Source organism: Ignavibacteriales bacterium (genome assembly GCA_026390815.1).
Lineage (GTDB): Bacteria > Bacteroidota > Ignavibacteria > Ignavibacteriales > SURF-24 > JAPLFH01.
Map to the genome: position 1 here is coordinate 18,033 of JAPLFH010000016.1, position 25,501 is coordinate 43,533.

General features: G+C 31.1%; 23 protein-coding genes. 5 read left to right on the forward strand and 18 right to left on the reverse strand.

Annotated elements, in window-relative coordinates:
- Positions 1-7 precede the first annotated feature (7 nt).
- The 5 genes from purF to NTX22_06730 are packed head-to-tail and all read left to right on the forward strand — an operon-like array spanning position 8 to position 8,123.
- Positions 8-1,480 carry an amidophosphoribosyltransferase gene (gene purF / locus NTX22_06710; GenBank protein MCX6150195.1) on the forward strand — a complete coding sequence of 491 codons (1,473 nt, stop codon included), beginning with the start codon at positions 8-10 and terminating at the stop codon, positions 1,478-1,480.
- Positions 1,470-5,687 (forward strand): S8 family serine peptidase, encoded by a 4,218-nt coding sequence (locus tag NTX22_06715; GenBank protein MCX6150196.1) that lies wholly within the window; start codon positions 1,470-1,472, stop codon positions 5,685-5,687. The genes purF and NTX22_06715 overlap by 11 nt, the downstream gene beginning before the upstream one ends.
- Entirely contained in the window at positions 5,684-6,262 is a 579-nt protein-coding gene (locus NTX22_06720; protein ID MCX6150197.1) for a CDP-alcohol phosphatidyltransferase family protein, read from the forward strand. The genes NTX22_06715 and NTX22_06720 overlap by 4 nt, the downstream gene beginning before the upstream one ends.
- Positions 6,249-7,187 carry a signal recognition particle-docking protein FtsY gene (gene ftsY, locus NTX22_06725; GenBank protein MCX6150198.1) on the forward strand — a complete coding sequence of 313 codons (939 nt, stop codon included), beginning with the start codon at positions 6,249-6,251 and terminating at the stop codon, positions 7,185-7,187. Before NTX22_06720 ends, ftsY begins: the two co-directional genes overlap by 14 nt.
- 18 nt (positions 7,188-7,205) lie before the next feature.
- Positions 7,206-8,123 carry a diacylglycerol kinase family lipid kinase gene (locus NTX22_06730; GenBank protein ID MCX6150199.1) on the forward strand — a complete coding sequence of 306 codons (918 nt, stop codon included), beginning with the start codon at positions 7,206-7,208 and terminating at the stop codon, positions 8,121-8,123.
- Positions 8,124-8,159: 36 nt separating this feature from the next.
- On the opposite strand, the gene NTX22_06735 is transcribed toward NTX22_06730, so the two are convergent.
- From NTX22_06735 to NTX22_06820, 18 genes are all read right to left on the reverse strand, one after another.
- The gene (locus NTX22_06735; protein MCX6150200.1) at positions 8,160-9,008 is read right to left on the reverse strand and encodes a 3-hydroxyacyl-CoA dehydrogenase NAD-binding domain-containing protein; all 849 of its coding nucleotides are present in this window, start codon (positions 9,006-9,008) and stop codon (positions 8,160-8,162) included.
- A 1-nt stretch (position 9,009) separates the two neighbouring features.
- Positions 9,010-10,194, reverse strand: a complete 1,185-nt coding sequence (locus tag NTX22_06740; GenBank protein ID MCX6150201.1) for a thiolase family protein — start codon at positions 10,192-10,194, stop codon at positions 9,010-9,012.
- A 244-nt stretch (positions 10,195-10,438) separates the two neighbouring features.
- Complete coding sequence (gene ricT / locus NTX22_06745) at positions 10,439-11,293, reverse strand: regulatory iron-sulfur-containing complex subunit RicT (GenBank protein MCX6150202.1); 855 nt, start codon at positions 11,291-11,293, stop codon at positions 10,439-10,441.
- A 12-nt stretch (positions 11,294-11,305) separates the two neighbouring features.
- The gene (locus NTX22_06750) at positions 11,306-12,412 is read right to left on the reverse strand and encodes an AAA family ATPase (GenBank protein ID MCX6150203.1); all 1,107 of its coding nucleotides are present in this window, start codon (positions 12,410-12,412) and stop codon (positions 11,306-11,308) included.
- 36 nt (positions 12,413-12,448) lie between these two features.
- Entirely contained in the window at positions 12,449-12,673 is a 225-nt protein-coding gene (locus NTX22_06755) for a DUF2795 domain-containing protein (protein ID MCX6150204.1), read from the reverse strand.
- Between the two features lie 25 nt (positions 12,674-12,698).
- Positions 12,699-13,628 (reverse strand): peptidoglycan DD-metalloendopeptidase family protein, encoded by a 930-nt coding sequence (locus tag NTX22_06760; GenBank protein ID MCX6150205.1) that lies wholly within the window; start codon positions 13,626-13,628, stop codon positions 12,699-12,701.
- A 59-nt stretch (positions 13,629-13,687) separates the two neighbouring features.
- A complete protein-coding gene (hprK, locus tag NTX22_06765; protein ID MCX6150206.1) occupies positions 13,688-14,704 on the reverse strand; it encodes an HPr(Ser) kinase/phosphatase in 1,017 nt (338 codons plus the stop codon).
- Complete coding sequence (raiA, locus tag NTX22_06770) at positions 14,701-15,018, reverse strand: ribosome-associated translation inhibitor RaiA (GenBank protein ID MCX6150207.1); 318 nt, start codon at positions 15,016-15,018, stop codon at positions 14,701-14,703. The genes hprK and raiA overlap by 4 nt, the downstream gene beginning before the upstream one ends.
- A gap of 14 nt (positions 15,019-15,032) precedes the next feature.
- Complete coding sequence (locus tag NTX22_06775; protein MCX6150208.1) at positions 15,033-15,959, reverse strand: tyrosine-type recombinase/integrase; 927 nt, start codon at positions 15,957-15,959, stop codon at positions 15,033-15,035.
- Complete coding sequence (gene topA / locus NTX22_06780; GenBank protein ID MCX6150209.1) at positions 15,949-18,273, reverse strand: type I DNA topoisomerase; 2,325 nt, start codon at positions 18,271-18,273, stop codon at positions 15,949-15,951. The genes NTX22_06775 and topA overlap by 11 nt, the downstream gene beginning before the upstream one ends.
- Before the next feature lie 13 nt (positions 18,274-18,286).
- Positions 18,287-18,736 carry a DUF494 family protein gene (locus NTX22_06785; protein ID MCX6150210.1) on the reverse strand — a complete coding sequence of 150 codons (450 nt, stop codon included), beginning with the start codon at positions 18,734-18,736 and terminating at the stop codon, positions 18,287-18,289.
- The gene (gene ybeY, locus NTX22_06790; GenBank protein MCX6150211.1) at positions 18,717-19,184 is read right to left on the reverse strand and encodes an rRNA maturation RNase YbeY; all 468 of its coding nucleotides are present in this window, start codon (positions 19,182-19,184) and stop codon (positions 18,717-18,719) included. Before ybeY ends, NTX22_06785 begins: the two co-directional genes overlap by 20 nt.
- Positions 19,185-19,234: 50 nt before the next feature.
- A complete protein-coding gene (locus NTX22_06795; protein ID MCX6150212.1) occupies positions 19,235-20,104 on the reverse strand; it encodes an MBL fold metallo-hydrolase in 870 nt (289 codons plus the stop codon).
- Between the two features lie 4 nt (positions 20,105-20,108).
- A complete protein-coding gene (locus NTX22_06800) occupies positions 20,109-20,687 on the reverse strand; it encodes a gamma carbonic anhydrase family protein (GenBank protein ID MCX6150213.1) in 579 nt (192 codons plus the stop codon).
- A complete protein-coding gene (locus NTX22_06805) occupies positions 20,648-21,469 on the reverse strand; it encodes a DUF3108 domain-containing protein (GenBank protein ID MCX6150214.1) in 822 nt (273 codons plus the stop codon). The genes NTX22_06800 and NTX22_06805 overlap by 40 nt, the downstream gene beginning before the upstream one ends.
- Positions 21,470-21,477: 8 nt before the next feature.
- Positions 21,478-23,082: a S41 family peptidase gene (locus NTX22_06810; protein MCX6150215.1), complete on the reverse strand. Its 1,605-nt coding sequence runs from the start codon at positions 23,080-23,082 to the stop codon at positions 21,478-21,480.
- A 12-nt stretch (positions 23,083-23,094) separates the two neighbouring features.
- Positions 23,095-24,783 carry a hypothetical protein gene (locus NTX22_06815; GenBank protein MCX6150216.1) on the reverse strand — a complete coding sequence of 563 codons (1,689 nt, stop codon included), beginning with the start codon at positions 24,781-24,783 and terminating at the stop codon, positions 23,095-23,097.
- On the reverse strand, positions 24,765-25,493 hold the full coding sequence (locus NTX22_06820; protein MCX6150217.1) for a glycosyltransferase: 729 nt from the start codon (positions 25,491-25,493) through the stop codon (positions 24,765-24,767). The genes NTX22_06815 and NTX22_06820 overlap by 19 nt, the downstream gene beginning before the upstream one ends.
- Between the last annotated feature and the right edge of the window lie 8 nt (positions 25,494-25,501).

The window sequence follows — 25,501 nt, forward strand, 5'->3', positions numbered from 1 at the left end:
ATTTGCCTTGATACCAGATAAACCAAATTCATATTGTGGAATTTTTGGAGTCTTTGGATCTGAGAATGCTTCAATGTTAACTTACTACGGACTTCATGCCTTGCAGCATCGCGGACAGGAAGCTTCTGGAATTGTATCCGCTGATCTTAAAGAAAATGGTAAAACTACTTTTAATATTCATAAAGCTTTAGGATTAGTTTCTGAAATATATGATGAGAATATTTTGAAGACAGAGCTGCCAGGTTTTGCTGCTATTGGTCATAATCGATATTCAACTACAGGAGCTTCGGAATCAAGGAAGAACATTCAACCGTTTATGGTAAATTATCGTTTAGGTCATTTGGCGGTTGCACACAATGGAAATTTAACCAATGCTCACATACTTAGGAAACAATTGGTAAATGATGGTGCAATCTTTCAAACAACCAGCGATACAGAAGTAATTCTTCATTTGATTGCACGCAGCAGATTAGAAAATCAAATCGATCAGGTATTGGAAGCTCTTCAAAAAATTGAAGGTGCTTATTGCCTTGTTATACTTACAAACGACAAATTAATTGTTGCCAGAGATCCTTATGGATTTAGACCACTTGCATTAGGAAGATTAAACGGTTCATATATTTTTGCATCAGAAACATGCGCTTTTGATATTAATTATGCTGAATATGTGAGAGATGTAAAACCAGGTGAAATGATTGTTATCGACCGAAATGTTTTAGAAAATCATAGGATTAAATCTTTTCAAATACATCAGAGTTCTTTTCCAACCAAACATTGTGTCTTTGAATATATTTATTTCTCAAGACCGGACAGTAAAATATTTGGTCATAGTGTTGATAAGATTAGAAGAAAATTGGGAAAAGTGCTCGCCAAAAATCATCCTGTAATAGACAAAGATGGCGAGAAAGTTATTGTAATAAGTGTTCCTGATAGCTCTAATACCGCTGCGATGGGATACGAGAACCAATTGGAAAAGGATGGAATAAAAGCAAAGTTTGAAATTGGTTTAATCAGAAGTCATTACATTGGACGAACTTTTATTCAACCAGGACAGCAGAAAAGAGAAATGGGAGTTAGAATAAAATTTAACGTTGTAAAAGGTGTACTTCATAATAAAACAATTGTTTTAGTTGATGATTCCATCGTACGCGGAACCACATCCAAGCAGCTTGTTAATTTAATTAAAGAAGCAAATCCTAAAGAACTTCATATCAGGATAACTTCACCACCGATAATAAATCCTTGTTATTACGGAATGGATTTTCCATCAAAAGAAGAATTGATAGCGCACAAAATGAACAGCGATATTGAAAAAATTAAAGAACATCTTGAGGTTGATAGCTTGGAATATCTGACGATAGATGAAATGCTTCAAGCAATGGTTGATCAGGAGCCGCATCATTTTTGTACGGCATGTTTCTCTGGTAATTATCCTACTGAAGTTAATTCTACATTTACCAAGGAAGTTTATGAAGAATAAATTTTTATTCTTTTACTTTATTCTTTTAAACTATCTTTCTTTTTCTCAAACAACTTTTTTTATTAAATATAAAGAAAGTGTGTCTTCTTCTAACATTCAGAAAGTAATTGAACAGAAAGATTTAACACTAAAGTCCAATAATGTATTGAACAAGAGTACTGGTATATCCATAAATTATTTGGCTAATGGAACCGGGAAAGGAATTGAGGTTTTATCTAAAATTCTAAAAGTAAGATCTAACAAAACTTTAACTGATGACGATTTGAGAAATCTACAGCTTGCCTCATCAGATATTGAATATATCCAGAGAGCTCATACTTATAAGATTGATATGATTCCAAATGATAAATTCCTTAGCCTACAGTGGGCTTTGCAAAAGATTCAAGCCTTCGATGCATGGAATATAACTCAGGGGAATGATTCTGTAATTATTGGAGTTATTGATACTGGGATTGATTATCTCCATCCGGATTTGGAAAGAAAAATATTTATTAACTCTGCGGAAGACTTAAATCATAATGGAATTTTAGATGCGGGTGATTTAAATGGGATTGATGATGATGGAAACGGTTTTATTGATGATGTTATTGGTTGGGATTTTACAGACAGGCAAGGTTTTCCATTCGATTCGACCGGAGGCGATTATTTAAAATGGGATAATAATCCTAAGGATGAATACGGACATGGAACAAATATAGCCGGAATTATAAGTGCGGAAACAGACAACGATATTGGTATTGCAGGTACCGCACCAAAAATAAAAATATTAAATGTTCGTGCATTCGATCCGACTGGCAATGGCGAAGAAGATGATGTAGCTGCAGCAATTCTTTACGCTGTTAAAATGAAAGTAAAAGTTATAAATATGAGTTTTGGTGATGATTCGTTTTCGTTAGTTCTTCAAGATGTAATTAAATACGCCAACAGCCAAAATGTTGTTCTTGTTGCCAGTGCGGGAAATTCTACATCAGATCTTCCTCATTATCCATCATCATATTCCGAAGTAATAAGTGTTGGTGCATCAACAAAAGAAGATTATGTTGCTTCATTTTCTAATACTGGTTCCACAATTGATTTGATTGCACCAGGCTCAGAAATTTTTACAACTGCCCGCAACAATGAATATGAAAATGTTGGTGGAACTTCTGCTGCGGCTCCTTTTGTAAGTGCGGCTGCTGGGTTGATTTTATCATTAAAGAATTTTTCTTCTGAAGAAATAAAACAAATTCTTAAATCCTCATCTGATGATATTGCTCCAACAGGATGGGATTTGCGAAGTGGTGCTGGAAGATTAAATCTTTTTAATGCATTGAAAGTTCTCGCCCCATCAATTATAAAATTTAATTATCCGCTTCAGGATTTTGCCACAAATCAGGATACTCTTAAAATTTCCGCTTCAATCCTTTCACCATATTTTATGCATTATAATCTTGATTATGGAATTGGATATAATCCGCAAAATTGGAATTCACTTTTAAGTAATCAAAAATTTCAATTCACTGATAGAGAAATTTACAAACTAAATCTGGCTGGATTAGAAGATACGGTTTACACCTTAAGACTGATAGTTTCCTTATCTAATGGAAGAACAACAGAGGAGCGGGTCAATTTTATTGTTGATCATACTCCACCGAAGATTTCTTTAATATCGGTTTCGCCAAGTTACTATGGAGAAAAGTCAACTATCTTAGCACAAGTTTTAACGGATGATCCTTCAACTGTTCGAATGTATTATCGAACCAAAGGTTCAAGTAAATTTAACTTCATTAGCCTGGATGGATTTAGTACTAATAATCAATTCATTAAAAAACAACATTACGGATTTATACCCAAAGATATAATTCTTTCTGGAACTGATTATGAAATTTATTTTGAGGCGATTAATTTAGCTGGGTTAAAATCATTATTGAAAGATGGGGATAAATTTTATCAAGTCAGAACTGATTCCTATTTCAATTTGGTAGCAGAGTATGAGCAAACTTTTTCATTACCTCCGGGATTAATATTTAAGGACCCAGTTAACTTTACAAACAGTGGATACAAAGAAATAATTTTACAGGAATTAAGTAATTCAAAATATCCAACAAAGATTTATAAATATGAATTTGGTTCATTGGTTAAAATCGATTCGTTAATAAACAGATATCCAAAGGAATTTGGAGATTTTAATCTTGATGGAAAATGGGACTTGTTAAGCTCGCTTAACCGTACTGGTTATGTGGATGAGCAAAAAGCCATCGGCTCAACAAAGTTAGAAAATAAATGGGTAGATTCAAGCGGTTTCTTTTTCCCCATTTTAGCAAGGGATATTGATAAAGATGGTAAAACAGAAATTTTATCGATTATGAAAGACAAAACTTTAGCAGTTTGGCAAGTGATGAATGATCTGGCAGTTTCATTAGAAGATACTCTAAATAATTTTTCCCAGAATGATCCTTTAAATGAATTTGGGAATAACTTTACTTATCCAAATGCAGTTGTAACCGACAGTGACAATGATGGTAAAGATGAAATTTGGACGGTTGATCAGGATGGAGACATAATTAGTTTTGTTATTAATGGTCCAGATAATTATTCAGATGGTGTTGTTATACCCACGGATTATAATAGTAATAATTCTCTTATTACAGCTGGAGATTATGATGGAGATGGAAAAAATGATATAGCAGTATTGCTACAATCATCTAAAAATTACAGCATTGCTCCTTTCAATTTGCTTATTGTATTTAATACACTTGGAAATAAATTTAATGTTTTATACGAAAAAATATTTCTTGATCCTTCTGCAGAATATAAATCGAGTTTTCAAAGTGCGGAAAGCTCAATAAGATTCGCAGATATTGATAACGATAAGAAGAATGAACTAATTCTTTTTGCTTTTCCATATTCATACATTATTAAAAGAGAGGGCGGGGAAAATAAAATTATTAGTTATATGGAAAATATAAATTCAAATTCTATTTTTATTGGAGATATAAATTCAGATGGTGTAAAAGAAATTGCATATCCAACATCAGCTGGGATTAAATTTTTTGAATTTGCTCTTCCAGAAAAACCGAACTTACCTATAGAGTTAACAGGTTACAGCCCGGATAGTTTTACAGTAAAGATTAATTGGAAAGGTTCATCTCCACTTTATTTTATTTATAAAGGAACTAATGAACAGAATATTAACTTATATGATTCTATTACATCCACTACTTATTTTGATAGAAAAGTTCTAAACCATGCTAATTATTTTTATAGGATAGTGGCGTTTGATCATACAATTAAAATGGAATTTTCAGATCAAAGTAAAACTATAAATGTATTTGTGCATACTCCGGCACGAGCTATATCTGCCGAAAGTAAAAGCGAAAACTCTGTAGTGGTAAAGTTTAGCGACAGGATAAATCCTACTATAGAAAATTTAATGAGTTTTGAAATAGTAGGGAAGGGGATTCCTAATTCGATTACACCAGCTACTCAGAATTCCTATTTGGTTTCATTCAGTCAATCATTAACTGGTGCAAACAATTTAGTAATTAAAGGTTTGAAAGATTTCTATGATTCACCAATTCAAACCGATACTTTGAGTTTTATATTATCGCCAATTGAAAAAGAAAAAGAGTTTTACATTACGTCGTTTGAATTACTTACTTCCAACAAAATTAAAATAAATTTTAACCTGGAAGTTGATGAGAGTTCTTCAAGCAAAATTGAAAATTATAAATTTGAACCTACAAATGATGTAACGTCAATAGTAGCTGATAAGTCAGATCTAAAATCAATTATTATTACTTCAAATTTTCCAGTTGGCTCAATTGGTAAAGAATATAAATTGAAAATTAATAATTTGTTTTCTTCAGCCTCCACCGGTAAAATTGAAATTAATAATGAATCGGGTAGTTATATATTATTAACTTCTTATGCAAAAGATTTAAATAATATATTTGTTTATCCGAATCCTGTAAAATTATATTCTAAAAATCAGAATGTAACTTTTGCTAACCTAACTAAAAGTGCAACAATTACAATTTTTAATCTTAATGGAAAGAAAATTAAAACCCTTAATGAAAATAATGGTGATGGCGGAATAAATTGGGATCTGATAAATGAATCTGGTGAGATTATTGATAGCGGTATTTATATTTATAGAGTTGCAGTTATTGATAATCAGAATAATGAAGGTGAAATAAAAATAGGAAAATTTGCAGTAGTAAAATGAGAATTAATTACCGGGAAATTTATACTAAGTCTAATATGTTAAGTATTTTTAGATTGTTACTTGGAATTCCTATTTACTATTTAGTTTTTAAAATAAATGATTCTGCAACCTTTAGATATTTAACAATCGGATTAGTATTATTTGCTACATTAACAGATTTACTTGACGGATATCTTGCAAGAAAATATAATGAGATTACAGAATTTGGAAAAATTATTGATCCATTCGCTGATAAAATAGTTGTTGGTATTGTGCTAATTCAACTTTATTTTATTAAAGAAATCCCACTTTATTATTTAATAATTGTTATTGGAAGGGATTTACTTATTCTTTTGGGAGGATTGTTACTTTCTCAAAAAATAGGAAAAGTATTACCATCGAATATGCTTGGAAAGATTACGGTACTTTCGATTGGCTTTTTTATTCTATCAGCATTATTTGGCGCCAGATCTACTTTTTTACTATTATATGATATTCTTTTTTATTTAAGTATCAGTTTGGTTTTCATTTCATTTTTTGCTTACACAATTAGAGCGATTGAATCAGTAATAAGGAATCGAAATGGGTCTGTTTAAAAATCTAAACTTTGAAAAATTAAAAGAAGGTCTTTCAAGAACAAGAGAAAAACTTGTAAATAGAATTACTGAAACTATAACTGGTAAAGCTAAATTAGATGAAGAGTTATTGGATGAAATTGAAGAAATACTTCTCACCAGCGATGTCGGTTATGACACTACATTGAAAATAATTGACAATACCAGAACTAAATTAAAAACCGAAAGCGATCGTAGTAAAACTAAAATTATTTCAATTATTAAAAACGAAATGATCGGTATTTTAGAAAACAATTCTAAATATTCAATTGATTTCGAATTAGAAAAATATAAACCTTATATTATTCTGGTTGTTGGAGTTAATGGAGTTGGTAAAACAACTACTGTTGGAAAATTAGCATATAATTTTAAACAATCTGGTTTGAATGTTTTAATCGCTTCAGCTGATACATTCCGAGCTGCAGCCAATGAACAATTAGAAATTTGGGCAAATCGAGCAAATGTAGAAATTATTCAAAAAGCTTCGGGGGCAGATCCTTCATCGGTGGCTTACGAAGCTCTGGAGCTGGCAAAAAAGAAAAATATTGATGTTGTAATAATAGATACTGCTGGTAGACTACATACAAAGCACAATCTTATGGAAGAATTGAAGAAAATAAAAAAAGTAATGAAAAAGATTTTTGATTATGCACCGAATGAAACATTTCTCGTTTTAGATGGAACGACTGGACAAAATTCATTACTTCAAAGTAAATATTTTAATGAAGCAACAGAAATTAGTGGATTGATTTTAACTAAGTTAGATGGCACTGCTAAAGGTGGAGTAATATTTCAAATTTGTTCAATTCAAAAAATCCCCGTTAAGTATATTGGTGTTGGGGAAACTATAAATGATTTACAAAATTTTGATCCAAAATCTTTTGTAGAAGCTTTATTTTTTAATTAATAGTTATTTTAGGTAGAAATGGATTCAAAAAGAAAAATTTTATTTATCGTTAATCCTATTGCTGGAAGAGGGAGAACTCAAAAGATTCTACCTAAATTGAAGACGTACTTAGACAATTCCTCAGCCTATTCAGAAATTTTTATTACTGATAAGAAAGGAAGGGCTCACGAATATGTTTCAAATACTACAGATAATTTCAATATCATTGTATCTGTTGGTGGTGATGGCACTTTAAATGAGATTATAAATGGACTTAATGGTAATAGTCATATTAAATTAGGTATCCTTCCATATGGCTCTGGAAATGATTTTGCTAAAGCTCTGGGAATTAAGAATAATTTTGAAAATAATATTCATACTATCATAAATAGTACGAATGTTTTTACTGTAGATGTTGGAAAGATTGAATACAAGGAGTTTCATAATGATCAAATTATTGCAAGTCATTTTATAAATAGTTGTGGGATTGGTTTCGATGCCCTAGTTTCGCAATTAATATTAAAGAATCATTTCCTAAAAGGATTACCACTTTATTTGTCAGCAGTACTTAAAGCATTATTTTGTTTTAAACCTTTTGAAATTGATGCGGCATTTGATGATAAGAGAATTACTGGGAAAAAACTTCTCGTTGCTATTGGTAATGGGAAGACATCTGGAGGGGGTTTTAAACTAAATCCTTACGCTAAATTAAATGACGAAAAATTGGATGCATGTATTATTGATTCTTTATCCAAGTTAAAAATTTTGCAAAAATTATCAAAAGCCATTACTGGTAAACATAATTTGTTAAAAGAAGTTAAACTATTGCAATTTCAAAAATGTACGATACATTTATCTGATCCAAGTTATCTTCATTGCGATGGGGAAGTGATAAGTTCGTCAGTCTCAAAGGTGCAAATAGAATTAAGAAAAGATAAATTAAGGTTCATTATTTAATAATTATAAATTTACATAATATACATTATCGGACAACTACTTGTAAAGATAAAAACCTTCACCATTCTTTTTCCCTAACTTATTGGCTGCAACCATTTTTCGTAATAATGGACATGGTCTATATTTGGAATCCTTAAATCCATCATATAATACTTCCATAATATTTAAACAAACATCCAATCCAATGAAATCTGCAAGTCTAAGTGGTCCCATTGGATGATTCATTCCTAATTTCATAACACTATCAATATCTTCTTTATTTGCCACTCCTTCCATTAATGCAAAAATGGCTTCATTGATCATGATCATTAACAAACGATTAGAAACAAATCCTGGAAAATCATTTACAAGAATTGGAGTTTTGTCTAATTTTATCACTAAATCACTTATTGAAGCAAATGTATCATCTGAAGTTGAATAACCTCGAATGATTTCCACTAACTGCATTAAAGGAACTGGGTTCATAAAATGCATTCCGATAGTTTTTTCTGGTCGAAATAATGAAAGCTCAGTTATTGATATTGATGAAGTATTTGTTGCAAAAATACAATTTGAAGCGATTATTTCATTTAAAGTTTGGAATAAAGCCAACTTCACGTCCTTTTTTTCAATTATAGCTTCAATAATTAAATCCATTTCCTTAGGCAGTTGATCAATTGAAAATATTAATTCAATATTTTTTAATATCTCAATTTTATCTTCCACAATAAGGATTCCCTTGGAAATAAGTTTATCAATATTGTTCGATAAGGTTGATTGAACTTTGTCTAATTTTGATAAGTCACTATCAAATAAATACGTTTTAATTTTTTTGTGAGCAACTGTTTGCACAATCCCAATACCCATTGTACCGGCGCCTATTACAGCAATTTTATTAATTTTCATTTTAAACCTTTTCGTAGCTTTTGATTATTAATGCAATTCCTTCACCACCGCCAATACAAAGAGATGCTAATCCGTATTTAAGCTTATTTGCTAAAAGGCTATGAATTAATGTTACTAAAATTCTAGCACCGCTTGCTCCTATTGGATGTCCCAATGCAATAGCACCGCCATTAATATTTACTTTGCGTGGATCTAAATCCAGAATTTTATTAACGGCTAAAGAAACAACAGCAAAAGCTTCGTTGATTTCAAACAAATCAATTTGTGATAGTTCTAAATGAGCTTTGTTACATACTTTCCTTATAGCATCTGCTGGTGCGGTTGTGAAATCAATTGGATTTTTTGCTATCGAACAATAAGCAACAATTTCAACTAAAGGAGTTAAACCGAGTTCCAATGCTTTATCTTCAGACACTATTATTAGAGCTGCTGCACTATCATTTATTTTTGAGGAATTAGCAGCTGTTAGTACTCCATTTTTTTCAAAAGCAGGTTTAAGTTTAGGTATTTTTTCAAAATTAACTTTCTTAGGTTCTTCATCCTCAGCAAAGAATTTTTTTTCACCACTCTGAATTATTTCAATCGGTACAATTTCGTTTTTAAATTTATGATTGTTTTGAGCTTCGATAGCTTTTTGGTATGATTCGATAGCATATTTATCAAGATTCTCTCTTGTAAAATTAAACTGGCTGGCGCAAGTTTCTGCACAAGTTCCCATATGAATATTATTGTAAACATCCCATAATCCATCTAAAATTAAGGAGTCAAGAATATCACTATGTCCAAGTCGTAAACCATTTCTTGCTTTTTGAATAAGATAAGGAGCATTGGACATACTTTCCTGTCCGCCAGCAATGATTATATTAGCATCCCCTAAAGCAATAGCCTGGTGAGCGAGCATAACAGCTTTTAATCCACTCCCACACATTTTATTGATCGTTAAACATTCGACGCTATCCGGTAACCCAGCCAACAATGCAGCTTGCCGTGCAGGAGCTTGTCCTAATCCAGCTGTTAATACATTACCTAAAATTATTTCATCTATTAAATTTTTGCTAATCCCAGTTTCAGCCAGTATTGATTTTATAACAAGACTGCCTAATTGCGGTGCATTAAATTTTGCCAAACTACCAAGAAATGAACCAATTGGAGTTCTCTTAGCTGAAGTAATTACAACCTTTCTCAATTTTGCCCTCGATCGTTTGAAATAATTAATAGTATAAGAAAAAGATAGTTGAAAGAAAAATGCTGTAAAAAAAATTTACTGATGAGTCCACTCTAAAAAACCCAAATACTCAAATTGTAATTCCCACGAACCTGCCAGCTGTAGGCGGGAGTGGAAATCTATTCAAAATTCCAGGTTCTTTAAATTCCCGCTTGCCTGCTGCAAGCAGGTTTTCACGGGAATGACCTTTTTAGATCAAACTCATTTATTGATTTAAATAATTATATTCTATTTCAAATGATAAGCAACATTTTAATTTTCCGCATGGTCCACTTAATTTAGAAAAATTAGGTGCAATATTTTGATCCGTAGCAAGTTGAGTTGTGATCCTTTTAAAATTACAAAGAAATAAAGAACAGCAAAATTCCCTTCCACAAATGCCAATGCCACCTACTCTTTTTGCTTCATCCCTTACGCCAATTTGCCTTAATTCAATCCTTGTTCTAAATTCAGAAGCTAGGTCCTTTGCAAGTTCACGAAAATCAATTCTACCATCGGCAGTATAAAAAAAGAATAATTTATTTCGATCAAATTGAAAATGTACTTCAACAAGTTTCATTGCAAGACTATATTTTAAAGATTTTACTTTAAATGATTCTTTGGCGGTTTCTTCATTTTCAATATTTTTTTTCTGAATTAATAAATCTTCACTATTTGCCTTACGAATTAATTTAGGCAAATATTCTCCGGACAAACCCAATCTTTGTCTTTTTACTTCAACTATTTTTCCTAATTCTTTAATCGTTGCCATTTCTGTTACATCTTCACAATTGATAATTACTGAATCACCTTGCTTCAGTTCATTTACAAGTTCTTGTGTAGCATGGCAATAAAAAATGTTCATTACTCCCCCACATCTGGCTTCAATAATCAATCGATTATCAATCGGTACTAAAGTAAAACTTTCCTCCCCTTCATCTAAGCAATCAATAATTTTATTTTGTGGAGAAGAAAGATTTTGTGCTATAAAATCATGGAAGAGGTCTTGAATATAATTTTTATTTATTTCAAGTTTTGAATGACTTTTACTTTCGGTTAAAGAGTATTCTAATTCATCCAATGGTTAATCCTATTATCGTAGTGTGGTCAATTCAAATATAAGATTCAATGAAGCAATATTCAAGTTAACATTGCCTTCTAAAATCTTTAGAAGTTCATTTAAAATAACGATTGAAGTATTTATTTGTACACTTGGAAAGCTATGATTAAATTTTTTAAGATTCTCAATATTATTGTTAAAATAAAAATCTGAAATTCCAGAACGTTCTTTTTGAATATCATTTAACCAAATGATAATCATTTTAATAACGAGTTTAATGGAATCAGAAGAATTTTCTGAAGTAAGTTGATTTAGTTCCTTAATGGCTGAGTGGATTTTATGTGTTAATGAAAAGCGCAGAATGTTTATTGTTAAATTAATTAAATGCTCGAAATTATGATTTAATAATTCGATTGCTTCGGTTACCGATCCAGAGGCAAAAGAAGCCACAGAATCAGCTCGGTTTTTTTGAATGTTAAAATTATTAATTAAAATTTCGCTAATATCATTTGGTTCTAATGGATCGAAGTTGATTTGCCAACAACGAGATTTTATCGTTTCAAAAAGTGTTTCTGGTTGATTAGTAATTAAAATGAATATAACTTTTTCCGGAGGTTCTTCCAGGCTTTTTAATAATGCGTTCTGCGATTCATCACTCATCAAATGAGCATCTTCAATTAAAATTACCCGGTATTGTGCCTCATCAAAAGTATATGATAAGAAATTTTTAATTTCCCTTATGCTGGAAATTTTTATATTGTTTGCATTTGGTAGGTTTATTTTATAGTAAGGATTATTAATTTTGATTTGTTGCTCACTTTTTAAAATCTCTAAGACTTCTTTATTAAGTTTATCTAATGGTGAATCAGTTGGTGATTCGCTTTTACCTCGTGGTAGTGGGATTATCAACTTAACAAATGGTTCAGAAAAATTTTTTATTTTTGAAGAGACTAAACTATTTTTCTCAAATGTTTGATTAGAATTAAGTAATTGTATAAACCGAATTGCAGTAAAATGTTTTCCAATGCCATCGGGACCTTGGAAAAGAAATGCGTGAGGTATTTGCGAAGATTGCAAAACTCTATCCAGACATTCCTTTACTTTTTGCTGCCCATAAACGTCATTCCAATTATCAATCATTTTAAAAAAACTGAGGTACTTAGAAGATTTGATAAACTAATTATCATCATCATCACTATAAAAGAAGTCTTCATCGCTTGGGTAATCTGGCCAAATATCTTCAATAGATTCATAAGGTTCGTCAGAATCCTCAAGTTCCTGAAGGTTTTCAATAACTTCAATAGGAGCCCCAATCCTTTCGGTATAATCAAGTAATTCTTCTTTAGTCGCGGGCCAAGGTGCATCATCTAAATATGATGCTAATTCAACTGTCCAAATCATTAAATCCTTCTCCGGTAATTAAATACTAATTTTTTCTCGTTAGATCAAATGCTTCAAGATCATCAAAAATAAAATCAATTGGATTTTGTTTAATACCATTATGTTGTACTTCATAATGTAAATGCGGACCACTTGATAAACCAGTATTACCGGTCTTAGCTATAATTTGCCCTCTGGAAACTTTTTGACCAACACTAACCTCCGTAGCTGAAAGGTGACCATAAATTGTTCTATATCCAAAACCATGATCAATTTCAATACAAAGACCTAAACCACCTTTATAACCAACAAAATCAACATTACCAGATCCTGTAACTTTAACTGGTGTTCCAACATTAGTAAGAATGTCAACACCTTCGTGCATTCGATTAATTCCAAGTATGGGATGCATTCTCATTCCAAATCCATGTAATCCCAAAGTGCCAGTTGTTGGTTTAATGGCGGGCATTGCAGCATAGAATTTTTTATTTTCTTTTAACTTGCTTGAAATATTTAAATAATTATTCTTTTCAAACTCTATTTTTTTCTGTACACCGTTTATAAACGATTGAATTTCATCAATATTGATTTTAGAACTTCCTTTAACAATTGAAAGTAAATTATCAAAAGCATTACCACCTGTTCCTAATATTTTTTCTTCAGCAGAAATGGGTGGTAAATCTGCGGCAATTCGCAAATCATCATTTGATTTTGATAAACTATCTAAATCTCCACTAATTTCTTTATACAAAGAAACTATCTCAGAGTATTTTTTACTTAATTCTTTATTTTCTGATCTTAAATTATCAATTTCGGAACCAGAATTAGAGAATGAGTTTACTATAGAATATCCACCAATGAGTACACCCAAAAGGATAAAAGTTGAAATTATAACCGATAAAGCGAACTTTTTCGGTAAATTCTTAATTTCAACGAATTCTAATTTTGATTTGGAAAAGTAATAAAATTTATTCATAATCGTAGGCGAAATTATTAAAATATGAGCGATATGTCAAGCTAAAAATTTTTTAATTTTTACTCAAAATCGTGCTCAAAATAGTCAATAAACCTTCTATCCTCCAATTTTACCTTATTTGCAATTTTTTCTTCTAATCTTTTTTGTAAAACCTTAGCAGGTTCATAACCATAATGTTTTAATAAATAGTTCAATGCAATTACTTCTGCAATTACAGTAATGTTTTTACCTGGAATAATTGGTAATCTAATATACGGAATTTCTTCATCCAGAATATTTGCTGTTTTATCTTCAAGTCCAGTACGCGTGTACTCTTGTTTATCGTCCCAAAGTTCTAACTCAACAATAATTTCTAATCTCTTCTGAAATCTTATAGAGCGAACACCGAAAATACTTTTAACATCAATTATACCAATTCCTCTAACTTCCATAAAGTGTTTAACTAATTCAGTTCCGGAGCCGATTAAAATGCCTTCTCCCTTTTTTGTAACAATTATTACATCATCTGCAACAAGCCGGTGCCCTCTTTCAACAAGATCTAATGCAACTTCGCTCTTCCCTATTCCCGATTTACCTATAAACAAAATACCAATACCATAAACATCTACAAAGGAACCGTGAATAGAAACACGGGAAGCAAATTGATCATCTAAAAAATCACTGATTAGGAAGGAAATTTTTGTTGTAGAATATTTCGTTCCAAACATTGGAATGTTGTTATCATTTGCTAAATCAATCATCTCTGCAAAAGGATTATTGCCATCAGTTAGAATTATGCAGGGAATATCGAATTGAAAAATTCTTTTTAAAGTTTCAATCCTAGCTGGTTCATCAAGTTGATTTAAATATTTCATTTCTGTATTTCCAAATATCTGAACGCGGGTATATGAAAACAATTCAACAAACCCGGCTAATGCAAGTCCGGGTCTGTGAAGATGATTTTCATAAATTTTTCTATCAAATCCAGAAGTATTTGTAAATAAAGATAATTGAAATTTATCTTTAACAATTTTGTACAAAAAATCCACTGTAACATGTTCTTTTTTTACAATATGTTTGTTTTGGATTTTGATCATTTAATCTTTTCAACTCTTTTATTATCAATTCTTTTAGTTTTCAATCTAGTTATTTGCCGTTCTAATTTTTCTATAACAATACTAACTGATTTATTAAAATCGTCCGTAGATGCCGTAGCTTTTAAAATTTTATGAGGTACCTTTAAAATAATCTCGGCATCTTTTACACTGTCTTTATTATTTTGGAAACTAAGAATAACCTCAACATCAAGAATTTCATCACTTATTTTTTCCAAGGAACTAACTTCTGCTTCAATAAAATCCTTTAGGGAATCTTTTGCCTTAAACTTTCTTGAAGTAATTTGAATGTTCATATGAGCTCCTTTTTTTATGATTTGGGATGAGCTTGTTTATAAATTTGCTTCAACCGCTCTATACTTACATGCGTATAGATTTGTGTAGTTGATAGATTTTCGTGACCTAATATTTCTTTGACTGCTAAAAGATCGGCACCTCTATCAAGCATATGTGTTGCTGCAGAGTGCCTTAAAACGTGTGGACTCCTTTTTTTAATATCAGATACTTTTGATAAGTATTTATTTACAATTCTATGAACGTATCTGGGATAAATTCGTAAATTGTTTGTTGTTATTAATAATGGTGATTTATGCACCAATTGTTCCCGTGTGATTAAATATTTTTTTAGTATTGAAATTGATTCTTTTCCGATTGGAACTATACGCATCTTTGATCCTTTACCGAATACTCTAATAGAATTGTTTGTAAAATCAACATCGCCATAATTTAAATTGCACACTTCAGAAACACGTAAAGCGCAACCATAAAGTAATTCCAACACTGCAACAATCAACTTAAAATTATCTGTATCCGATGAGTTCTGCTCCTCTTTTTTTTGAAAAGTAATTCTTTTTTGCTTTTCAATTTCTTCAGGAATCTTTTGATATTCTTCATAAGAAATTACTTCAGGAAGATTCCTTTTAATTTTAGGACCTACAATTGAACTTAATGGATTTGAAGAAACATAATCATTCTTTATTAAAAAATCAAAAAGACTTCTTAGTGACGATAATTTTCTTGAAATGGATGAAGTTGTTAACTTAGATTCACTTAGTACCATAACATACTTTCGAATAAGTTTTTCACTAACATCTTCAATTTCAAATTTTTCATGTTCATTAGAAAATGAAACAAATTGAAAGAGATCATTCCTATATGCCCGATGCGTTTGAATGGAATATCTCCTAACTTTCTGAATATCATCAAGGAAAAATTCTACACCTGTTTTAATTATCATTTGTTACTTGATCTTTTTCTTCAACAATTACTTCTTCGCCGCAAGTTGGACATTTTAGATATTCACCTTTTTTAGAGCTATATCTTTTTTCCATATAAGTTGAATCGCCATTTGGACAATCGCCATTTACTGGCTTGTGCCAGGTTACAAAATCGCATTCGGGATATCGAGTACACCCATAAAAAACTTTCCTTCGTTTGGAAACTCTTTCTGTAACATCTCCAATTTTACATTTAGGGCATTTTACATCGATAGTAATTGCTTTAATGAAATCACAATCAGGATATTTTTCGCAACCAATAAATCGACCAAATTTTCCAACCCGATAAACTGTATTCGAACCGCATTTCTCGCATTTGTCTCCTGTTAATTCCACTTCGTCTTTTTTATCTCCCATCATTTCTTTAAGAGATTTTATGTTTTTACATTCAGGATAATTACTGCAAGCTAAAAACCTACCGAACCTTCCAACTTTCATAATCATTTCACTATTGCACTTTTCGCAATAAATTTTTTCCACAGTCAATTCAACTTTTTCAAGATCTTTCAAGAAAGGAACATAGAAGTCATTCAGTACTGTTGTGTAATCAATTTCACCTTGTGCAATTGAATCTAATTCTCCCTCCATCTTAGCAGTAAAATTAACATTTAATATATCTGGAAAACTCTTTACCAGGATTTCATTTACTCTTTTTCCTAAATCAGTAGGCTTAAGTCGGCGTTCTTCGGTTACAACATAATTTCTATCCTGGATAGTTGTAACTATAAGCGCATAGGTACTGGGTCTTCCTATTCCTTCACTTTCCAATTCTTTTATTAATGAACTTTCACTATAACGTGCCGGCGGTTTTGTAAAATGTTGAGTTTTATGTAAATCGTTCAACTCCACTTTCTGATTCTGTTCTAATCCTGAAGGAATTAAATCATTTTCTCCTTCATCCTTGCCATTACTTTCTTCATTTTGTTCATCATAAATTTGCATAAAGCCATCAAACTTAATTGCAGTACCGGAAGCTTTAAACAAAAATTTGTCGGCTCTAACTTCAACTGTTGTAGTTTCAACAATGGCAGAATTCATTTGAGATGCAACAAACCTTTTCCAGATTAGTTCGTACAATCTAAACTGCTTTGGTTCTAAAAATGGTTTAACAAATTCCGGTGTATATTTTAAAGAAGTGGGACGAATTGCTTCGTGAGCATCCTGAACATTCGTATCATTCTTTTTTTCAAAACTTTTAACAGTTTCGGGTAGATATTTTTCACCATAAGTAGCAACAATATATTCACGTAAATCAGTTAATATTTCCGAACTAATCCTGGTGGAATCAGTTCGCATATAAGAAATAAGACCAACAAGACCTTCATTGCCTAAATCTATTCCTTCATAAAGATTTTGCGCAAGCTGCATAGTTTGTCTTGGTCTGTAACGTAAACTTTTAGAAGCTTCTGATTGAAGTGAACTGGTAATAAAAGGTGGAGGTGCGTTTCTTCTTCCCTCTTTTTTAATTATGTCAGAAATTACAAATTCTTTTTTACTTTCAACTTCTTCCAAAAGTTCCTGGGCAGTTGTTTCATTATTAATTGCAAAATTTACTTTAAGGAATTCCTGCCAATCTTCATCAGACATCACAGGCTTAGGTTGTAATCTAATATTTTTACCATCAATCTCTGCTAACTTGGCTTTAAATGTTTCATTCTTATCAGTGCGGAAAATAGCCCAGATTGCCCAATATTCAGTTTGAATAAAATTAGCTATTTCTTCCTCTCGTTCACAAATTAATCTAAGAGAAACAGATTGAACTCTACCAGCCGATAAGGCATTATCCGAAGAACTAACGATATATTTCCAAAGCAAAGGACTAATTTTATAACCAATAATTCTGTCCATCACTCTTCTTGCTCTTTGCGATGTTACCAGGCGAGTATCAATTTCAAGTGGAGCTTTAATTGCTTTAAGTACGGCATTCTTAGTAATTTCATTAAACAAAACCCGGAATATTTTTGCTTTAGTTGTTCCATTAATTACATCAGCAATATCCTGGGCTATTGCTTCACCCTCGCGGTCAGGATCGGTAGCTATAAATATATTTTTACTTTTAGATGCTAACGATTTAATTTTTTTAATTATATCGCCCTTGCCCCTAATGTTTACTAATTGCGGTTTAAAATTATCTTCAACATCAACACCTAATTTAGTTTTAGGCAGATTTCTGATATGTCCAATTGTTGCTTCAACATGGTAATCTTTACCAAGGTACTTGTTTATTGTTTTAGCTTTGGAAGGTGATTCAACCAAAACAAGATTTTTGCTCATATTTAAATTTCCTTTAGTTAATAGTATCTGAAGAGTAGAGTAGAAATCTGCTGCCTGGGGGCACATCTTCACTGAAATCAACCAAAGAAAAAAGTATTATCCAGTTAATTTCTTCCTTTGTGATAGTTTCACCCGGATACAGAAAAAGTTGGTCTAGAATTGAATCTAGATCGGATGCATTTATCAATCCAACATTAATTAAATGAGAAATATAATTATGATTTTCAGCTCCCAGAAAATTTATTTCTTCATTTGACAAAAAGCGATAATTATTTCTCTTTAATTTAAACTTCCCATTAAATTTATTTAATTTTTTATCATACAACCAGCTAAAAGCAGCACTAATTGTTTGCTTGTTAAGACTTTTCTCTTTTGAAAGCTTTTTATTTACTTCTTCAAGTGAAAAGTTTTTGTCTAATCCATCAAGTATTTTTGCAAGCACTTCAACAAATTCTGCTGTCATATATCAATTCTTTACCATTTATTAAAAGATGAAAAAAAGCAACAAAATGATCTTCTATTATTTCCATTTTTTTTCTTCTACTTGGTTTATCATCATTGTAACCAATTAAATGAAGAAAACCGTGCACAATTAATCTAACAATTTCTTGCTCAAATGAACACTTAAATTTTTTTGCGTTGCGTTTTGCTTCTTCAACCGAAATGAATATCTCGCCTTCTAAATTATTTTCAGAACCAGAATAATTAAATGTCAGAATATCTGTCGGGTAATTATGTTTAAGATATTTTTTATTTATAACCTGAATAGTTTGTGTTGATATTAAATTTAATTCCATTGACTGAATAGTAAAATTTAATTCTTCCATCAATATATTCACAATCTTATGTACGAGTTGTTTATTTACTCCAGGTAAATTCTTTTCAACAGTAACAAAAAAATTCTTAATCACTTGCAATCATAATTATATAAACAAACATTCAAAATATAGGAAATATAAATTTAGATTTCTAATTCAAGTCCTTCCCAGGAAGCAATGCAATTAATTTTTGAATTATTTATTTCAAAATGATTTTTTGTTTCAAAAAACAATATATCGATAACTTCATCAGTGTAATCTGGATCGAAGTGGAATAGAACTAAGTTTTTTACATCACCTATAAGCGCAAGATAACCCGCAGATATATTATTTGAATGCCCCCATCCAAGTTTATTTTTATAATCCTCTACAGTATACATTGAATCATGAATCAGGTAAGTACAATTTTTACAAAATTTGATCAGGTCATTATTTAAAATATTTAAACTGTTAACATCAATTGAATCATTTTGTTTATCATATTTGATTTCATTATCGGTCATGTAAACAACTGAATTATCACCTTCCGTAATTTTAAAAGCAAGCGTTCCATTTGAATGGTTAACTTTTATTGTTTCAATTGAAGTGTTGCCAATTGTAAATATTTGACTGGCATAAATGGAATTGTATGAGATTTTTGCATTGAATATTTCTTTATCTACAGGAAAAAAAGTGGGATTCATAAGTGCATCAACAACTGATTCTGAGTTTATTCCACTTTCTGGATTAGAATAAAAATCTACAGAAAATTCTTTTCTGAACAATGGAAGAAAAAAAGGAATTCCCTGTATATGATCCCAATGATTATGTGAAATGAGAATACTAAGCCGTTTAAATTGATTTTCTTTAACCAAGTGATTTCCTAATTGCCTAATACCGGTACCCGCATCTAAAATAATACATTCATTTTCCTTTGTTATAATTTGAACACAGGGAGTATTACCACCATACTTTATGGTTGTTGCTCCAGGTACTGGTATAGAACCTCTTGTTCCCCAAAATTTAACAATCATAATTTTATTTTGATGTTTTTAATAATGATTCAACGGTTAGCTCTGTATAATGTTTATAACGTAAAGCTGATTTTTCAAATTCTTCCATTTCAATATTAGTTAAATCTCTTATAATTTTTCCAGGTACACCAGCAACTAATTTTCCAACTGGAACAACAAAGTTTGGTTTAACAACCGCTCCCGCAGCCACCATAGAATATTCCTCAACAATTGCACCATCTAACACAACTGCACCAATACCAACAAGGCAATTGTTTTTTATTGTACATCCATGCAATTTTACACTGTGTCCGATTGTTACTTTATTTCCTATGTTCAATGGATATTTTCCATTTGTAACATGTAACATGCTGCAATCTTGAATGTTAGTTGTGTCGCCAATTTTAATATAATGAACATCTCCCCTGATTACTGTATTATACCACACACTGGAATCCATGCCAATTTTTACATCCCCAATAATTTTTACTCCATCGGCTAAAAATACTGATGAATGAATTTCAGGATACAAATTTTGATAAGGAAATAATTTTCCAGTACTTGCTAACTGTATTTTGGAGGTTTCCAATCCTGTTTTTTCCATTTCTTTAATTCAAGAGCTACACTTCCAATATAAACTTTCATTCTTGCAATAGTTGGAACAGCATATTTATCGTTAGTAAACCATCCTTCAAACTCGCCAGTTAAACCATATATGCTCTTAAATGTTGTATAACCATCAAGCTTAACACAAGCTATGTCATAATCAACTGCATCAATTTCAATTTTTTCTATATTATTATAAAAATTTATAACTGTAGTTTCAAATTTTTCTGTTACAAAACAAGGAATGTTTACCGTTTTAATTTGACCGGTATTTAAACGTGCAAAATAAAACAAAGAAAGCCCATCCTGAAATTTCTTAGTTATTTTTGTTGTTGAATCAGTCCACATTTGATACGGATTGAACTTTCCCTTTTTTACTTCAAGTCTGTTCTTTTCATATTTGAAAAAATACTCTGTGAATTTTATATAATTCTTTTCCTTTTCTGTTGCACGGAAATAAGTTGAGTATTGATCACTTGTAAAGTTGCTTTCATAAATCTGATGGATGCTGACGAATGGAATTCCACCATATGAATCTATGTAAGCTTTTGATTTGAAAAACGCTTGTCCCTTATTATCTTTTTTCTCAAGAATTACTAAACGAACTTCTCCAAGTTTAATAAAGCCGAACTTAACTACATAAGTAATATCTTCATTTACCTGCATTTCTTTTGGAATATTTCTGGTTGAAGAATTGGACTCACTTAAAAATGATCTGTCACTAAAACCAGAAAAATAAAAAAACAGAATTATCAACAAAATATTTTTTATTGTTTTCATTAGATCACTTATAGATTTGCAAGTTTTTCAGCTTCAGTAAATTGATTAACTGCCTTCTTGAACTGATTATCAATTCCTAATAGTACCTGATACCAACCTTCGTTCTTCCAGAGATCGCGTGCTATGTATGCCTTTAATTGTATACGTATGAATTCTTTATCCTTGTTGAAATCTTCCTTATTGAACTCAATATTTTTGCTTGAAGAAAATTTTATTAAATCATTCAGATCACCGTCAGAAAATTTAAATTCCTTATTAAATCCTTGAAAGTTCTTTAGATATTTCTTTTTGATTTGCTCACCATTCTTATCCATGTAAGCAAGTACAAATTGATAATAAATATTTGCTCTTCTCAATGCAACAGAATAACCCTGAATTTTATCTGAGTTGACGATGTAGTCCGGTGTTATACCTCCACCACCATAAACAATTCTACCACCTTTAGTTTTATATATCGGTTTAGTTGAATCCTTTTCTACTTTATGTTCTAGGTTATCGACTTCACCTTCTACCCTATTGGCGACATCAGAATAGTACGCTTTTTTATCTTTATAATCTCTCTGGATAAGCCTTCCGGAAGGTGTGTAATATTTAGATATTGTAAGTCTAATTGCAGAGTTATCTGGTAACAGAAGTTGCTTTTGAACCAATCCTTTCCCAAAAGTAGTTTCACCTACAACCATACCTCTATCCCAATCCTGAATTGCGCCAGAAACAATTTCACTTGCCGAAGCGCTTCCTGCATTAACAAGAACTATGAGCGGAATTTTTTCATATGGATATGATATTTTGGCATGAAATTCTTCATTAAATTCAGACTTTCGTCCTTTGGTATAGACAATCATTTTATCATCATCAATAAACAGATCTGCAATTTGAAATGCCTGGGTTAAATATCCTCCCGGATTATTTCTTAAATCAAACACCAGACGCTTCATTCCTTTCTTTTGCAGATCGTTCAGAGCATCAACAACTTCTTTTGTTGTTGTTTCAGAAAAACGGGAAACACTTATATAACCAGTCTTTTCATCATACATAAAATGTGAATCTACAGAATAGAGTGGAATTTTATCTCTTGTGATAATGTAGTCATTAATTCCTTTTACTCCGGGACGATAAATAGAAACAATTACTTTAGTTCCAGCAGCACCACGAAGTTTTTGCCTCACCAGTTCATTGGTAATACCTATACATTCCTTTTTGTTTATTTTAATTATTCTATCTCCTGCCATAATTCCAAGTGCTTCGCTCGGTCCGCCGCTGATTGCAGAAACAACAGTTAGTGTATCATTAACAACCTGGAATTCAATTCCAATTCCTTCAAAATTTCCTCTGAATTGTTCATCTATTCCTTCCATATTTTTAGCAGGGATATAAACGGAATGTGGATCCAATGAATCCATCATACCATTTATTGCAGCATCAACTAATTTTTGGGAATCAACAGAATCTACATAATATTTATTTGTATAAGTAAGAACATCATTAAACTTCCGTAAACCTTCACGAAGATTATCACTGGAAATTACTTTTTGAATTTCAATTCCAAGTAGAATTCCAACAGCTAATACAATAATTCCGATATAAGGAAATTTTATTTTTTTCAAATCCATTAAAGTTCTCCGTTATATTCTAAGATCAATAACTAAATAACCAGTTAATAATTTTTGAGTTACTGAATTTTGTAATGAATTAACCTGGTAATTTAACTTACCACCAAAAAAATAATTTTTAATTGGTTCGAATGCAGCACCAAAAGTTATGCTTCGGTAATATTCCTTATCACCTTCTAAAAAGTTAACATACATTCCATCAAATTCTCTATGACCCACCAACATATTACCCCCAACGTTTTTCTTTATTGTTCCATTAGGATTTAATTCGTTTGCACCATGCCGGGAGTAATTCCAATCCAATGTAATTTGCAAACGGTAGTAAGGTGTATATTTTGCGCTTAATAAAAACATATCACTATTTGGCTGGATTGGAGCCGATAAGCTGTAACCTGAATTAGCATAATTGTTATTACTAATCCTATGCGTAAAAACATATGGCTCGCACCTTAGATACTGAGCATAAAATTCCATAGGAATTATATCGTATAAGTTAGAAGAATACAAAGTGAAATTGTATAATAGTTCATTGCCATACCAACTTGTACCCAACTTGCTGAAATCAAGATCATCAATTAGAATTGAGCCGAACAATTTTAATCCTTTAATAGAGTTGTTCATTACATCTAAAAAAAGTAAAGAATTATCTCTATCCTGATTTGCATGCTCAACACTTTTATAATAATTAAATGGATTTAGGTAGGAAAAGTCAATCGAACGATCTCCGTAAATAATCATTTCTCCCAAACCAAAAGAAATATCCCGTGAAATATTAATCCCGATCCGATGGTAGCCGATATATTTATCCTTAACTGTTCTTATTCCACCTTGAACTGAATCTGTTCGTGCAGATAAATTGCCAAGAAGTTTACCATGGAAGTATGAAAATGTTAAAGGTTGGATATTCAGGTCGAAAGAAATATAATCGAATTGTGGAGCATTATCGCTAAGAATATAATTGACAGGACCATAACCGATTTGTTTTCTATCTCTTCCAATTTTGAATCTTATCAACTCAAAATCAGCAGTTAAATATCCTTCAGTGTTATCTACATAATCAGTTGCCGAATGAACCAATGGATCTGTATTATATTTATAACTGAACTTTATATCATTCAGATTTTCTGCTGCAGTTTTGTCACCAAAAACTTTTCCATTCGTACCTTTCATATAAAATCCAAATCGATTTAATACTGTTCCTCGTATCTGTCCACCATATTTAATATATGCTGCGTTAAAATTCTTTTGGAGTGATTTATCATTTTCATAAATGCTATTTACCTGTCCAACAAGATTAATAAACAAAGCTGCTTTATCCGGATCAACCATGGAAAAAAGATATTTTTCTTTTTGTGAAAGAAAATTGTACTCCGAATTTCCAATTAAGGAAACAGAATTATTTAAAGTACCGGATAGCTCAAACTCAAATTCTTTCTTATAATCTTCCAGAATATTTATATCAACATCGTTAAGTAAATTTTTGTTTTCTATAACTTGTTTAAGGTAGTTTGAGATTTGTTTCCGGGTTTTAGGTTTTTCAATACTGTTATAATCAGAAATTAAATGTCTGGAATCCATTCTTTCCAAAAAATTATATACAGCATGATCATAAGAAACATATTCAGCCTGGGAGAATGAACGTGTGCTTAACAGAAGCATAAAAGTAAAAATGAAAATGATTTTTATCTTATTTGTTCCCATTCGGTAGCCAGAGATTTATTTTTGAATACAACATAAAATGAATTTATAAACCAGGATTTACACACATTAAGATAACCATATTTCCTGTATCTTCGTGGAGATTCAAAAACACAAAGATTTCTTGCATATAAAATATTCCCTTCTTTCCTTATGCGCCGGAACAAATCGAAATCTTCTCCAGCAGCAAGGTTTTCATTGTAACCGCCAAATTTTTCAAAAATTGTTTTAGGAATTATCTGGCACTCGCCTCTTCCCATACCCATTCCAAGAACATTTAAGGAATAAAAATAAAAATTTAAAAATGAATGAAAAAATCTATCACTAAATCTTTCTTCATTTGGCGCAACTTTAACGTTGCAAGTCATTCCAAGAAAAGTTGATTCGCTAAAATATTTTTCAATAAACTCAAAGAAATTAATAATTTCCGGAATGACAATATCTGCTCCCAGAAAAATGAGAATTGAACCTTCAGCTTTTTGAACGCCTGCATTCCTTCCCATCGCAATGTTTTGTTTTTTTCCGTTTTGATGAACAATAACCTTAACTTCAAATGAAGAAACAATTTCTAAAGTTTTATCTTCACTTCCTCCATCAGAAATTATTACCTCAGCATCAAAACGAGAAGTGATTTTATTCTCCTTAATTTGACGTAAGATATTTGGAAGAAGTTTTTCTTCATTCAAAGTTGGAATGATGATGCTATATTTCAATATAAATC